This window comes from Nocardia sp. CDC153 (assembly GCF_035818515.1).
Classification (GTDB): Bacteria; Actinomycetota; Actinomycetes; order Mycobacteriales; family Mycobacteriaceae; genus Nocardia.
The window spans coordinates 543,753-556,193 of sequence record NZ_JAYKYU010000005.1 but is presented as its reverse complement, the minus strand read 5'-3'; the positions used below and the strand labels follow the sequence as shown (position 1 = coordinate 556,193).

The window sequence follows — 12,441 nt, the reverse complement described above, 5'->3', positions numbered from 1 at the left end:
ATGATCACGACGCGGGCGGGGCAACGAAACTTGCTGCGCAACCTGAAGACCGACGGCCGCGCTGGCCTGCCCCGCATTCCGATCTTGATCGTGCTCGCGCTCGCGCTGGCGTTCACGGTGGCGTTCTCGGCCCTGCACGGGTTTCTCGACCTGCAGGTCTATCGCGTGGACACCCGCGGCTGGCTGGAGCACGGCACGCTCTACGGCCCGACCCTGCCGGTGGCCGGACACACGGATCTGCCGTTCACCTATCCCCCGTCGGCCGCGGTCCTGATGATTCCGCTGGCGATCATGCCGCTGTGGCTCGCGGAATTCCTTGTCACCCTGAGCTCCCTGGCCTGCCTGGGCGTGACGCTGTGGCTGGTGCTCTCGCGGGTGCGACCGGATCTGGACCCGCGCACCCGGTTCACGCTCGCCACGGGCGCGCTCGTGGTGGCACTGGCCATCGAGCCGGTGCGCACCACGCTGTGGTTCGGTCAAATCAATCTGGTGCTGATGGCGGCGGTCGCCCTCGACTGCCTGACCGAGAAGCCGCGCTGGCCGCGCGGTGTCCTGGTCGGTATCGCCGCGGTGACCAAGCTGACCCCGGCCGCCTTCGTGCTGTACTTCCTGATTCGCCGCGATTGGAAGGCCGCCGGTACCGCGGCCGCGACCGCCGCCGGTGTGATCGGGGCCGGATTCGTGCTGTTCCCACGGGAATCCCGCGACTACTGGCTGCACGCCATCACCGACACCAACCGCATCGGGTCCCCCGATTACGTCGGCAATCAGTCCCTCAAGGGGATGGTGTTCCGTGTCGGCGTCCCGCACTCGGCGACCACCGTCGTGTGGCTGGCACTGGCCCTGGTCGTCATGTGCGCGGGCGCGGTCCTGATGCACTACCTGATCGGTGTCGAGCGCACCTCACACGATCTCGCCCGGCCGATCACCATCCACTCGGTGACCGCCCTGCTGGTGAATGCCGCGGTGCTCCTGCTGATCTCGCCGGTCTCCTGGACCCACCACTGGGTGTGGGTCGCCCCCGCCCTGCTCACCGCCATCGCGTGGACCACCAAGAATCCCGGTCGCGCGCCGTTCGCCGCCATCGCGATCATCACCCTGGTCTTCCTGATCGGCCCCGGCCTCATGCCCAACGGCCAGCACCGCGAAATGAATTGGACCTGGTGGCAACACATCCCGGGCGACGTCTACATTCTCGCCACGGTGGCCCTCCTGCTGGTCGGCCTCGCGCAACTCCCGCGCCTGCGCACCCGTAGAAGCTAGCCGGGTCGGGCCGGTCCGCTCGTACCATGGACCGGTGCTATTCGCGGGGGACGAACACCACACCGCCGACGGCGCGAGCTGGTCCATTGCCCGACCGGTGCGCCCCGGAACGGCGATCGGCCTCAGCATGGCCGGATTTCGGAGCCGGGCCGCCGGGCCGATCGAGATGCCGGTGGTCCCGCATCCTGCCGTCACCCTCGTGGCGGATTTCGGTGCCAGCTCGATGGTCGTGGACGATGGGATGGGGCCGCGACAGCTGGGCGGGCTGGTCGCCGGGCTGCGGTCCGGCGGAGTTCGGCTGCGCGGCAACGATATCGCGTGTCTGGAAGTTCGACTGTCTCCCCTGATCGTCCGAGCGGTTCTGGGCATTTGCCCGGCGGAGCTGGACCGCACCGTGCTCTCCCTCGACGACCTGTGGGGCCGGGAATCGGCCCGCCTCCGCGAGCAACTCGGCGAAAGCTCCTCGTGGGAGGACCGTTTCGCGTTGGCCGACACCGTGCTCGCGCGGCGCGGCGAGAACGGACCCGCGCCGGACCCGGAGGTGGTCTGGGCCTGGAAGCGAATCATCCGCAGCCGCGGTCGAATCCGGGTCGAGGAGTTGGCGGTCGAGCTCGGCTGGAGCCGCAAACGGTTGTGGACCCGCTTCCGCGACCAGGTCGGTCTGCCGCCCAAACGCGCCGCCTCACTGGTCCGTTTCGACCGGGCCGCCCACCATTTGGCGGCGGGCCGCGACGTCGCCCGGGTCGCCGCGGACTGCGGTTATGTCGACCAGTCCCATCTGCATCGAGAGGTGGTGGCCTTCACCGGAATGACCCCGGTCGCACTGGCCGGTGATCCCGACTTCGCCGCCGACCACCTCGCCTACGCGCGATAGGAACATTCGTACAAGAACACCGCCCCGCCTCGCGGCAAGGTCGAAGCATGCGAATTCACGATCCCCTCGCCCTCGCGAAAACCCTCTCCCCCTTCGATTTCCAGGTGCTCGAGCCCTTCAACAACGCGGCGTTCTGCATGTTCTACGGCGACCGCCTCGCCAGCTCGAGCTGGGAACTCCACCCCGACACCGACGAACTGCTGATGGTGCTGTCCGGCAGCGTCACCGTCGAAATCCTCACCGCCACCGACCGCCACCCCCTCCCCCTCGCCGCCGGCCAGTTCACCATCGTCCCGAAAGGCCACTGGCACAGACACATCGACGCACACGAGGTCGTCGAACTGTTCCTCACCCCGGGCACGACCCTGGAATCCACCGCCTCGGATCCCCGCCTCCCCGACACCGCCACGGTCGATGTCACCCCCGAACTCACCGATCGGAACATCTGATAGAGAAGTGCACGGCGCGAAGATACTGCCGGGCGGCATGGCATCCGCACTGACCGTCATCATCTAACGCCTGGACCCCGGAACCCATCCAGGAGCCGGTGGGACTCCGAATCAGATAATATGATTTGCATGAAGGTGATGACGGCCACCGAGGTTGCTCGCAACCTATCTGCCGTGCTGGACCAGGCCGAGCACGGCGAAACGATCACGATCACGCGCGGCGGTCGGCGAATCGCCACGATTACACCCGCCGCCCGCGAGAACGGTGCCGAGGTGATCGCGTTCTTCGCTGAACACACACCGCTCGCCGGGTTCGGTGAGGACATCGAGGCCGCCCGCGAACTGCTGATCGACGGGGCGGGGGCGGAATGGGACGACGACTGATCCTCGACACCGGAGTCGTCATAGCCGCCGAACGGGGCAAGGTCGATTTGGCACGCATCTTGCGGCCCGACGACGATATCGCCATCGCCATGATCACCGTTTCGGAGCTGTATCTTGGTGTGGAACTTGCGAATTCAACCCATCAGGGTGCACGGAAAGCCTTCGTGGACGCTTTCATCGCGGCAACGCCGATCGAAGACCACACACTGGATGTCGCTCGATTCCATGCTCGCTTGATGGCATACGTACGGCATACCGGCCGACCACGCGGCGCTCACGATCTGATTATTGCGGCGACCGCCGCGGCAACCGGCCGAGCGGTGGTGACTACAGACGCCAAAGCCGATCTGGGCTCGTTGCCGGATGTAACCTGCGTCGTGTGCTGACGTACTGAAGCGTTCAACTCGGCTGGCAGCAGTCGGGGGCGCAGCAGGTGGGGTGGGTGGGTTTGACGGCCTTGATGATCGCGGAGTGCATGCCGTCGGCTACCGGGTGGGTTGGTTCGATCTGGATGTCGGCGAATCCGGCCGCTTCCAGGTGGTTTCGGTATTCGGTGAAGGAGAGCGCGCCCGCTATGCAGCCGACGTAGTCGCCGCGTTGGGCGCGTTCGGCGGGGGTCAGGGCGTCCTCGGCGATGACGTCGGCGATGCCGATGCGGCCGCCGGGGGTCAGGACGCGGGCCATTTCGGCGAAGACGGCGGGCTTGTCGGTGGACAGGTTGATCACACAGTTGGAGATCACGACGTCGATCGTGTTGTCGGGGAGGGGGATCGATTCGATGGTGCCCTTCAGGAACTCCGCGTTGGTGACGCCCGCCTTGGCGGTGTTTTCCCGTGCGAGGGCGAGCATTTCGTCGGTCATGTCGACGCCGTAGGCCTTGCCGGTCGGCCCGACGCGGCGTGCGGACAGCATCACATCGATGCCGCCGCCGGACCCGAGGTCGAGGACGACGTCGCCCTCGCGCAGGTCCGCCACCGCGGTCGGGTTACCGCAGCCGAGCGAGGCGGCCACGGCCTGGATCGGCAGCTGATCCCGGTCCGCGGCACCGTAGAGGCTCGCACCGAAGTTCTCGTCGATGTCGATCGTACCCGTCGCGCAGCAGTCACTTCCGCCGCAGCAGTCCTCGGCCGTGCCGCCGCCCGCCACGGCCACCGCGGCGGCGGCATACCGCTCGCGCACGGTCTCGCGCAGCTCGTCACCCTGTCCCGGCATGGGAATCACATCCTTTCGACGGCCCGACATCGGCGATTGTCACGTCCCGAGCGGGCTGTATCGATATCTATCAAAGTAAGTCTGGCGCGCTGATTAGATATCTGTCAATATTGATGAGTGTCGAAACAGGATCTCTCGCTGATCGCTTCCACCGCCAGCTGCTGCGAAACCACGCTGTCCTCGCCTCTGGACAACGACACCGCCGCCACACTCGCGACCACCTTCAAGGCCCTCGGCGACCCGGTCCGCCTGCGCCTGCTGTCCTTGATCGCGGCCGCGCGCGGCGAAGAGGTCTGCGTCTGCGAACTGACCCCGTCCTTCGACCTGTCCCAGCCCACCATCTCCCACCACCTGAAGGTCCTGCGCGAAGCCGGCCTCCTGACCTCCGAACGCCGCGGCACCTGGGTCTACTACCGAGTCATCCCCGAAGCGCTGCAACGCCTTTCCGACATCCTGGTTCCCGTCGACGCGATGGCCGGACCGGCATGAGCGCAAGTGCGCCGACGCTGGCCCGGCGGATGGCGGCCGAGGCGGTGGGTTCCGCCACCCTCGTCGCGATCGTCGCCGGTTCCGGCATCGCCGCCCAGCGGCTCTCACCGAATGACATCGGCATCCAGCTGTTCGAGAACTCCACGGCAACCGTCCTCGGCCTGGCCGTGCTCATTGTGCTGTTCGGCCCCGTTTCCGGTGCGCACTTCAATCCCGCTGTCTCCCTGGCGGATTGGCTCGCAGGCCGCCGACACTCCACCGGGCTGACCGGAGCCGAGACCGCCGCCTACATCACGGCCCAGACGTTCGGCGCCATCGCCGGTGCCGTGCTGGCCAACCTCATGTTCAACCTGCCCGCCGCGCAGATATCCACCCATCATCGCGTCGATGCCGGGCACCTACTCGGCGAGGTCGTCGCCACGGCCGGATTGATCGCGCTGATCTTCGCCCTCGCGCGCACCGGTCGCACCGCGCTGGCACCGACCGCCGTGGCCGCGTGGATCGGCGCAGCCTACTGGTTCACCAGCTCAACGAGTTTTGCCAACCCGGCGGTCACCGTCGGCCGGATGTTCACCGACACCTTCGCCGGCATCGCCCCGACCTCGGCACCCGGGTTCATCGCCGCCCAACTTTTCGGCGCCCTGATCGGCCTAGGACTGGTCGCGCTCCTCTACCCTTCCGCGCCCACGCCCGCCGACGACGTCGTCATGCCGCACTCCCACACCCCGGACTGAAAGGCCCACGCCCGCAATGACATCCCCCAAGCCGAGCGTGCTGTTCGTCTGCGTCCACAACGCCGGACGCTCCCAGATGGCCCAGGGATTCCTCACCCACCTGGCGGGGGATCGAATCGAAGTCCGTTCCGCCGGTACAGCCCCCGCCGACACGATCAATCCCGCCGCCGTGGAAGCGATGCGCGAGGTTGGCATCGATATCACCGACCAGACGCCCAAAGTCCTCACCCCCGACACCGTCGAAACCTCGACCATCGTGATCACCATGGGCTGCGGCGACACCTGCCCCTACTTCCCCGGCGTCGACTACCGCGACTGGAAACTCGACGACCCGGCAGGCAAGGACATCACCGCCGTCCGGCCCATCCGCGACGAAATCCGCACCCGCGTAGAACAGCTCATCGACGAACTGTCCCCGCCTTCACCGCCCGACCAGAACCACCCATGACCTGATTCAGCCGGGCTGGCAGGTCGGGCACCAGAAGAGGTTGCGGCCCTCCATGACCGAATGCAGGACCGGGGTGGCGCACAGGCGGCAGGGCTCGCCGAGTCGGCGGTAGACGTAGGTGCGAGGGCGGTCGGGCGCGTAGGACGGTGCGCCGTGGTCGTGTTCGGGGCGCACGACGTGCATCAGGCCGCGGCGGACGCCGACTTTCATCAGGGCCACCAGATCCGCCCACATCTCGTCCCACTCGCTGCGGCTCAACGACTTTCCGGGCCGATGCGGTGAAATGCCATGCCGGAAGAGGACTTCGGCGCGATAGACGTTGCCGACTCCGGCGAGGACTTTCTGGTCCATGAGCAGTGCGCCGATGGGGCGTTGGGAGCGGCTGATGCGGTGCCAGGCGCGGTCCGGATCGGCGTCGGGGCGCAGGGGGTCGGGGCCGAGACGGGAAGTGAGGGCGTCGACTTCGGGGGCGTGCAGGATTTCGCAGGCGTTGGGGCCGCGCAGGTCGGTGCCGTGGAGTTCGCCCTTGCGGCCGCCGCCGATCAGCCGCATGCGGACCTCGCCGACGGGCGGGTCCATGGGGACCGGGGATTCGGTGAACTTGCCGTACATCCCCAGATGGATGTGCAGGGTGACGCCCGAATCATAGTGGTGCAGAAGGTGTTTGCCCCACGCTTCGGCGCGGGTCAGGATGCGGCCGTCGAGCAGGGCCGCGCCGTCGGCGAAGCGACCCTGTGGGCTGGAGACTCGGACCTGACCGCCCGCGAAGCGCTTGTGGTGCAGCTTCGCGAGGCGGTGCAGCGTATGACCTTCGGGCACAGGTCAGTTCGGGAGGGCCGGGGGAACGCCGGTCTTCTCGTACTCGGCGAGGATATCGATGCGGCGCTGGTGGCGCTCCTCGTTCGACCACGGGGTGGTCACGAAGGCGTCGACGATGGCGAGGGCTTCCTCGGTGGTGTGCATGCGGCCGCCGATGCCGAGCAGCTGGGCATTGTTGTGCTGGCGGGCCAGCTGGGCGGTCTCCACGCTCCAGCCGAGGGCGCAGCGCGCGCCGGGCACCTTGTTGGCGGCGATCTGCTCGCCATTGCCGGAGCCGCCGAACACGAAGCCCAGCGAACCCGGGTCGGCCACCACGCGGCGGGCGGCCTCGATGCAGAAGGCCGGGTAGTCGTCGAGGGCGTCGTATTCCAGCGCGCCGCAGTCGACGACCTCGTGGCCCTGGCCCTCGAGGTGAGTCTTGACGTGGTTCTTCAGTTCGAAACCGGCATGGTCGGCACCCAGGTATACGCGCATGGCAGCGATTGTGTCAGGGCGCTCGCGGTCGCTCGGCAGGGGGCTCTCACCGAGGCCGAACCGGCCCGGACGCTGAAACGTACTATCCAGGCATGACGTCCGACGACAGATCACAACCGCCGAACGCCTACGGGGGGCAAACCGCTGGCGGGCTACCGGGGCAGCCCACGGGGAGCCACCCCGTCGCCACGATCAATGGTGTGTCCGGGTGGGACCCGCGGCTGGGGCCGCCGGGTTGGAGTCAGCAGCAACCGTATTCGCCGCCCCCGCCGCCGGTGGTGCAGCAGACCCGGGGCCTGTCCCCGTACGGCATGCCCGCGCGGCACAGCTGGGAGATCCCGCTGCTGGTGATCGTCGTCATCATCACGGTCATCGCGTATCTGATCGCGCTGCTGCTCCTGGTCACCGGCAATGCCGGGCAGCTGACCCTGATCCTGGTGTTCGCGCCGCTGATCGTCTACCTGATTCGCGGTATGACCTATGCGACCCAACGCATCAACGGCATCAAGATGTCGCCCACGCAGTTTCCCGAGGGCTATCGGATGGTGCAGGAGGCGGCCGCCCGCTTCGGCCTGAAGAAGGTGCCCGACGCCTACGTCGTGCTGGGCAACGGCCAGATCAACGCCTTCGCCTCCGGGCACGGCTTCCGGCGGTTCGTGGTCGTCTACAGCGATCTGTTCGAAATCGGCGGCGCGGCACGCAATCCCGACGCGCTGGCGTTCATCATCGGCCACGAGGTCGGGCACATCGCGGCCGGGCACGTCTCGTATTGGCGACAGCTCGGCATGTTCGCGGGCTCGTATGTGCCGATCCTGGGCATCTCACTGATCCGTGCGCAGGAGTACACCGCCGACAATCACGGCTTCTGCAACCGTCCGCAGGGCGCGCCCGCGGCCATGCAGACCCTCGCGGGCGGCAAGTACCTCAACAATCTGGTGGGCTTCGACGAGATGGCCGACCGCGCCGCGCAGGAGAAGGGCTTCTTCGTCTGGATCGTCAACGCCATGGCCAGCCATCCCGTCCTGACCTGGCGCATGTGGGCGCTGCGCGACCGCAGCCGCCACGGCAAACTGTTCTGGCGCCCCAGCGCACCGACCCAACCGGCCCTGCCCCCGCCCTATAGCGGCTACCAGCCCCCGAGCGGTTACGGGTCTCCCCAGGGGTACGGCACTACTCCCGGATACGGCGCACCGCAGTTTTACGGCGAGGCCCCCAGCTACGACGAATACCGCCGCCCCAACTGAGCTTTCGCATCCACACCGATCGGGCGGGTCCGCAAGTACGGACCCGCCCGATCGGTTTTCGGGCGAGCCTCTCAGTCGAAGGCGGGGTCCTCGGTGCGGGTCCGCTTCAGCTCGAAGAAGTGCGGGTAGGAGGCCAGCGCGACCGCGCCGTCCCACACCTTGCCCGCCTCCTCGCCGCGCGGAATGCGCGACAGCACCGGACCGAAGAAGGCGACGTCGTTGATGTGAATGGTCGGGGTGCCGACGTCCGGCCCGACCTTGTCCATCCCGGCGTGGTGCGAGGCGCGCAGGGCCTCGTCGAAGTCGGTGGCGTTGGCGGCCTCGGCCAGCTGCGCGGGCAGGCCCACCTCGGCCAGCGACTCGGAGATGATCTGCGCCAGCAGTTCCGCGCGCGAGCCGTCCTCGCGCTCGTACTCGGCCCGCCGGTTGTGCAAGCGGGTGCCCATGGCGGTGTACAGCGGCAGCAGCACCTTGTCGCCGTGCTCCTGGGCGGCCGCGATGGCGACGCGCACCGGGCCCCAGCCGGTCGCCAGCAGTTCCTCGTACTGCGGCGGCAGGCCCTCGCGGCCCTCGTTGAGCACCGACAGGCTCATGACGTGGAAGTGCGTCTCGATATCGCGCACCTGCTCGACCTCGAGGATCCAGCGGGAGGTGATCCAGCACCACGGGCACAGCGGGTCGAACCAGAAATCGACCCGGTCCTTCTTGGTGTCGCTCACAGGAAGTCCTTTCGCAGCTTGTCGACGGCTCGGGGCAGCGCTCTACACCAAGCGCTCGAGCGCCGTACTCCATCCGCAACAACCAGGATTGTTGCCGATATTTCCGCGCCGCCCACTCCGGCCGGGGTTAGTGTCGGAATATCGGCCTCGTCGGGATATGCGTCGGGGTGGAACCCGACCGCGGCAGCAGGGAGGTTTCGGCATGACCACATCCAGGTTCGTCATCGCGGGAGGTGGGCTGGCCGCGGCCAAGCTCGCGGAAGCCTTGCGCGCCAATGACTTCGACGGGACGGTCACGCTCGTCAGCGCCGAGGAGCAGCTGCCCTACGAGCGGCCGCCGCTGTCCAAGGAGCATCTGCTGGGCAAGAAGGCGCTGGTCGACTTCACCGTGGATCCCGCGCAGTGGTATCGCGATCACCATGTCGAGGTCCTGCTCGGCACCACCGTCACCGCCGTGGACCGCGCCACCAAAACGATTGCGCTGCCGGACGGAACGACGCTGCCCTACGACAAACTGGCGCTGGCCACCGGTTCCCGCCCGCGCCTGCTGCGGCTGCCGGGCGCGGACGCCGAGGGCGTGTACACGCTGCGCACCATCGAGGACTCGGACGCCCTGCTGGCCATGTTCGGCACCGCGCGGCGGCTGGCCGTCATCGGCGCAGGCTGGATCGGGCTCGAGGTGACCGCGGCGGCGCGTTCGGCCGGCGTGGAAGTGACTGTGCTGGAAGCCGAATCGGTGCCGCTGCGGGCGGCGCTCGGCAGGGAGATGGGTGAGGTGTTCGCGCAGCTGCATCGCGATCACGGTGTCGATCTGCGGTGCGGGGCGAAGGTCGACGAGATCACCGTCGCCGACGGCAAGGCCACCGGCGTGCGGCTCGACGACGGCACCGTGATCGAGGCGGACGCGGTGCTGGTGGCCGTGGGCGCGCGACCCAATATCGAACTGGCCGACGATGCCGGGCTGGCCGTCGGCGGCGGCGTTCTCGTGGACGAGAGCCTGGCGACCAGCGACCCGGACATTGTGGCGGTCGGGGATATCGCCGATCAGCTGCATCCGGTGCTGGAGCAGCGAATCCGGGTGGAGCACTGGGCCAACGCGCTCAATCAGCCCGCGGTCGCGGCGCTGACCATGCTCGGCAAACCGGCCGTCTACGACCGGCTGCCCTACTTCTTCACCGATCAATACGACCTCGGCATGGAGTACACGGGCTACGTCGCGCCCAAGCAGCAGGCACGGGTCGTGGTGCGCGGTGACCTCGGCAAACGCGAGTTCGTGGCCTACTGGCTGGACTCCGGGAATCGGGTGCTGGCCGGAATGAATGTGAACGTGTGGGATGTGACGGAAAAGATCAAACAGTTGATCCTCGGCGGCGAGGCCGTGGATCCCGACAAGCTGTGACCACGGCCATATAAATGGGGAGTGAGGAGTACGTCGAAACGGCGTGCACGGCTCCGACCTGCGTAGGAGAGCGCCACCGGGGCGCGCACATTCGAAGGAGCCGATCGTGAAGTACATCCTGATCAAGACCTACTCCCCCGCCGCCTACTGCGACACCTTCATCGGCGACTGGGAGCCCGAGGAGATTCAGGCGCACATCGATTTCCAGCACGCCCTCGGCGAGGAACTGGCCAAGTCCGGCGAACTCGTGGACGCCCAGGGCCTCGCCGATCCGGGCCAGGCGCGCATCGTCATGTCCGACGGCCGTTCCGCGCCGGTGGTCACCGACGGGCCCTTCCCGGAAACGAAGGAATTCCTGGCCGGGTACTGGATCATCGACGTCGACTCTCCCGAGCGCGCCGTGGAGATCGCGGCCAAGGCGTCCGCGGCACCCGGCCCGGGCGGCAAGCCGATCGGCGAGTACATCGAAGTGCGTCCCATCATGAGCGCTCCCACCACCGACCTGTGACGGCGGACCGCACCCTCGAGGACCTGCTGCGCGATCTCGCGCCGCAGGTCCTCGGCGCACTCGTGCGCCGCTACAACGACTTCGACGCCGCCGAGGACGCCGTCCAGGAGGCGCTGCTCTCCGCCGCCACCCAATGGCCCGCCGACGGCATCCCCGACAACCCCCGCGCGTGGCTCATCTCGGTCGGCCAGCGCCGCCTGATCGACGCGATCCGCGCCGAATCGGCTCGCCGGAATCGCGAGGCCGCCAACGCGGTTCGCGATCCCGCATGGCAGCAGGCCGCCCCCGATCCGGCCGAGGCCGCCATCGCGGCACTGGCGGATGCGGAGCTGCCGGGGCTGGCGGGTCCGCCGGATTGCGCGCGGCCCAACGCCTTCGGCGTCGGCATGGGACCCGGCCGAGCCGACCGTCCGAGCGGCGACGCACCGAACGGCAATCGGCCGGTCCGGGATGGGCTCGGCGGGGCGTCGGGTGCCGCGGGCCGGGACGACACGCTGACGTTGCTCTTTCTGTGCTGTCATCCAGCGCTGACGCCCGCGAGCGCCATCGCGCTGACCCTGCGCGCGGTCGGAGGTCTGACCACCGAGGAGATCGCGCGCGCCTTTCTGCTGCCGGAACGCACCATGGCGCAACGGATCACACGCGCCAAGAAGCGGCTGGCCGCCGAGGAACGGCCGTTCGCCATGCCCGTCGCGGCGAATGGGCAACGGGGGGAATGGAATGAGCGACTCGACAACGTGCTGCGGGTGCTCTATCTGATCTACACCGAGGGGCATACCAGCGGCGGTGATCGACTACATCGGGCCGACCTGTCGACCGAGGCGATCCGGTTGGCGCGGGCCCTGTTTCGCGCGCTACCGGATAATCCTGAGGTCACCGGCCTGCTCGCCTTGCTCCTGCTCACCGACGCCCGGCGCGCGGCCCGCACCGGCGAACGCGGCGAGCTGATCCCGCTCGCGGAACAGGATCGCAGCCTGTGGGACCGCGAAATGATCATCGAGGGTGTGCGACTCGCCACCGCGTCCGTGCGCAGCGGCCTCATCGGCCAGTATCAGATTCAGGCCGCCATCGCCGCCCTGCACGCCCAGGCGCTGCGCCCCGAGGACACCGACTGGCCCCGAATCCTCCTGCTGTACAACGCCCTCGAACGCCAATCCCCCAACCCGATGGTGACCCTCAATCGCGCGGTCGCCCTCGCCATGGTGCACGGCCCCCAAGCGGGCCTGGATCTCACCGACACGCTTCAGGATTCACTGGCGGGCAATCACCGACTGGCCGCCGTCCGCGGTCACCTCTACGAAATGGCAGGCGACCCAGAAGAAGCCATCGCCGCCTACGCGGCCGCCGCCCGAGCCACCACCAGCCTCCCCGAACGCGACTACCTCACCATCCGAGCCGCCCGCCTCCGCCGCGCCACCTGACGCC

16 protein-coding genes are annotated in these 12,441 nt (G+C 68.1%); 12 read left to right on the top strand and 4 right to left on the bottom strand.

Annotated features, from left to right (window positions below; all coding sequences use genetic code 11):
• The 5 genes from VMT65_RS29325 to VMT65_RS29305 all read left to right on the top strand — a co-directional run bounded on the left by VMT65_RS29325 (nucleotide 1) and on the right by VMT65_RS29305 (nucleotide 3,356).
• Nucleotides 1-1,263, top strand: coding sequence for a glycosyltransferase 87 family protein (locus tag VMT65_RS29325; protein ID WP_326311720.1), 1,263 nt, complete (start codon nucleotides 1-3; stop codon nucleotides 1,261-1,263).
• A gap of 34 nt (nucleotides 1,264-1,297) precedes the next feature.
• Complete coding sequence (locus VMT65_RS29320; protein ID WP_326311719.1) at nucleotides 1,298-2,137, top strand: helix-turn-helix domain-containing protein; 840 nt, start codon at nucleotides 1,298-1,300, stop codon at nucleotides 2,135-2,137.
• Nucleotides 2,138-2,184: 47 nt separating this feature from the next.
• The gene (locus tag VMT65_RS29315; RefSeq protein WP_326311718.1) at nucleotides 2,185-2,586 is read left to right on the top strand and encodes a cupin domain-containing protein; all 402 of its coding nucleotides are present in this window, start codon (nucleotides 2,185-2,187) and stop codon (nucleotides 2,584-2,586) included.
• A gap of 138 nt (nucleotides 2,587-2,724) precedes the next feature.
• Nucleotides 2,725-2,970, top strand: a complete 246-nt coding sequence (locus VMT65_RS29310) for a type II toxin-antitoxin system Phd/YefM family antitoxin (protein ID WP_326311717.1) — start codon at nucleotides 2,725-2,727, stop codon at nucleotides 2,968-2,970.
• Complete coding sequence (locus VMT65_RS29305) at nucleotides 2,955-3,356, top strand: PIN domain-containing protein (protein ID WP_326311716.1); 402 nt, start codon at nucleotides 2,955-2,957, stop codon at nucleotides 3,354-3,356. Before VMT65_RS29310 ends, VMT65_RS29305 begins: the two co-directional genes overlap by 16 nt.
• Nucleotides 3,357-3,369: 13 nt before the next feature.
• Here VMT65_RS29305 and arsM read toward each other — a convergent pair whose 3' ends face one another.
• Nucleotides 3,370-4,182: an arsenite methyltransferase gene (gene arsM, locus VMT65_RS29300; RefSeq protein ID WP_326311715.1), complete on the bottom strand. Its 813-nt coding sequence runs from the start codon at nucleotides 4,180-4,182 to the stop codon at nucleotides 3,370-3,372.
• Nucleotides 4,183-4,299: 117 nt separating this feature from the next.
• Here arsM and VMT65_RS29295 point away from each other — a divergent pair, with 117 nt between their 5' ends.
• The 3 genes from VMT65_RS29295 to VMT65_RS29285 are packed head-to-tail and all read left to right on the top strand — an operon-like array spanning nucleotide 4,300 to nucleotide 5,853.
• A complete protein-coding gene (locus VMT65_RS29295; RefSeq protein ID WP_442790322.1) occupies nucleotides 4,300-4,671 on the top strand; it encodes an ArsR/SmtB family transcription factor in 372 nt (123 codons plus the stop codon).
• Nucleotides 4,668-5,405: an MIP/aquaporin family protein gene (locus VMT65_RS29290; RefSeq protein WP_326311714.1), complete on the top strand. Its 738-nt coding sequence runs from the start codon at nucleotides 4,668-4,670 to the stop codon at nucleotides 5,403-5,405. The genes VMT65_RS29295 and VMT65_RS29290 overlap by 4 nt, the downstream gene beginning before the upstream one ends.
• Before the next feature lie 16 nt (nucleotides 5,406-5,421).
• Nucleotides 5,422-5,853 (top strand): arsenate reductase ArsC, encoded by a 432-nt coding sequence (locus tag VMT65_RS29285; protein WP_326311713.1) that lies wholly within the window; start codon nucleotides 5,422-5,424, stop codon nucleotides 5,851-5,853.
• A gap of 6 nt (nucleotides 5,854-5,859) precedes the next feature.
• On the opposite strand, the gene VMT65_RS29280 is transcribed toward VMT65_RS29285, so the two are convergent.
• The gene (locus tag VMT65_RS29280) at nucleotides 5,860-6,672 is read right to left on the bottom strand and encodes an Fpg/Nei family DNA glycosylase (RefSeq protein WP_326311712.1); all 813 of its coding nucleotides are present in this window, start codon (nucleotides 6,670-6,672) and stop codon (nucleotides 5,860-5,862) included.
• A gap of 3 nt (nucleotides 6,673-6,675) precedes the next feature.
• Entirely contained in the window at nucleotides 6,676-7,146 is a 471-nt protein-coding gene (locus VMT65_RS29275; protein ID WP_326311711.1) for a ribose-5-phosphate isomerase, read from the bottom strand.
• 200 nt (nucleotides 7,147-7,346) lie between these two features.
• Here VMT65_RS29275 and VMT65_RS29270 point away from each other — a divergent pair, with 200 nt between their 5' ends.
• Nucleotides 7,347-8,390, top strand: coding sequence for a M48 family metallopeptidase (locus tag VMT65_RS29270; RefSeq protein ID WP_442790321.1), 1,044 nt, complete (start codon nucleotides 7,347-7,349; stop codon nucleotides 8,388-8,390).
• A 71-nt stretch (nucleotides 8,391-8,461) separates the two neighbouring features.
• On the opposite strand, the gene VMT65_RS29265 is transcribed toward VMT65_RS29270, so the two are convergent.
• Nucleotides 8,462-9,109, bottom strand: a complete 648-nt coding sequence (locus VMT65_RS29265) for a mycothiol-dependent nitroreductase Rv2466c family protein (protein WP_326311710.1) — start codon at nucleotides 9,107-9,109, stop codon at nucleotides 8,462-8,464.
• A gap of 202 nt (nucleotides 9,110-9,311) precedes the next feature.
• Here VMT65_RS29265 and VMT65_RS29260 point away from each other — a divergent pair, with 202 nt between their 5' ends.
• The 3 genes from VMT65_RS29260 to VMT65_RS29250 all read left to right on the top strand — a co-directional run bounded on the left by VMT65_RS29260 (nucleotide 9,312) and on the right by VMT65_RS29250 (nucleotide 12,437).
• Nucleotides 9,312-10,508 (top strand): NAD(P)/FAD-dependent oxidoreductase, encoded by a 1,197-nt coding sequence (locus VMT65_RS29260; RefSeq protein WP_326311709.1) that lies wholly within the window; start codon nucleotides 9,312-9,314, stop codon nucleotides 10,506-10,508.
• Nucleotides 10,509-10,614: 106 nt separating this feature from the next.
• Nucleotides 10,615-11,016, top strand: coding sequence for a YciI family protein (locus VMT65_RS29255; RefSeq protein ID WP_326311708.1), 402 nt, complete (start codon nucleotides 10,615-10,617; stop codon nucleotides 11,014-11,016).
• Entirely contained in the window at nucleotides 11,013-12,437 is a 1,425-nt protein-coding gene (locus tag VMT65_RS29250; protein ID WP_326311707.1) for an RNA polymerase sigma factor, read from the top strand. Before VMT65_RS29255 ends, VMT65_RS29250 begins: the two co-directional genes overlap by 4 nt.
• Nucleotides 12,438-12,441 lie beyond the last annotated feature (4 nt).

Bases quoted from the DNA above. Each gene is read 5' to 3' on its own strand.
- VMT65_RS29325 (WP_326311720.1), top strand. From the start codon at position 1: ATGATCACGACGCGGGCGGGGCAACGAAACTTGCTGCGCAACCTGAAG.
- VMT65_RS29315 (WP_326311718.1), top strand. From the start codon at position 2,185: ATGCGAATTCACGATCCCCTCGCCCTCGCGAAAACCCTCTCCCCCTTC.
- VMT65_RS29310 (WP_326311717.1), top strand. From the start codon at position 2,725: ATGACGGCCACCGAGGTTGCTCGCAACCTATCTGCCGTGCTGGACCAG.
- VMT65_RS29305 (WP_326311716.1), top strand. From the start codon at position 2,955: ATGGGACGACGACTGATCCTCGACACCGGAGTCGTCATAGCCGCCGAA.
- arsM (WP_326311715.1), bottom strand. From the start codon at position 4,182: ATGCCGGGACAGGGTGACGAGCTGCGCGAGACCGTGCGCGAGCGGTAT.
- VMT65_RS29290 (WP_326311714.1), top strand. From the start codon at position 4,668: ATGAGCGCAAGTGCGCCGACGCTGGCCCGGCGGATGGCGGCCGAGGCG.
- VMT65_RS29285 (WP_326311713.1), top strand. From the start codon at position 5,422: ATGACATCCCCCAAGCCGAGCGTGCTGTTCGTCTGCGTCCACAACGCC.
- VMT65_RS29275 (WP_326311711.1), bottom strand. From the start codon at position 7,146: ATGCGCGTATACCTGGGTGCCGACCATGCCGGTTTCGAACTGAAGAAC.
- VMT65_RS29260 (WP_326311709.1), top strand. From the start codon at position 9,312: ATGACCACATCCAGGTTCGTCATCGCGGGAGGTGGGCTGGCCGCGGCC.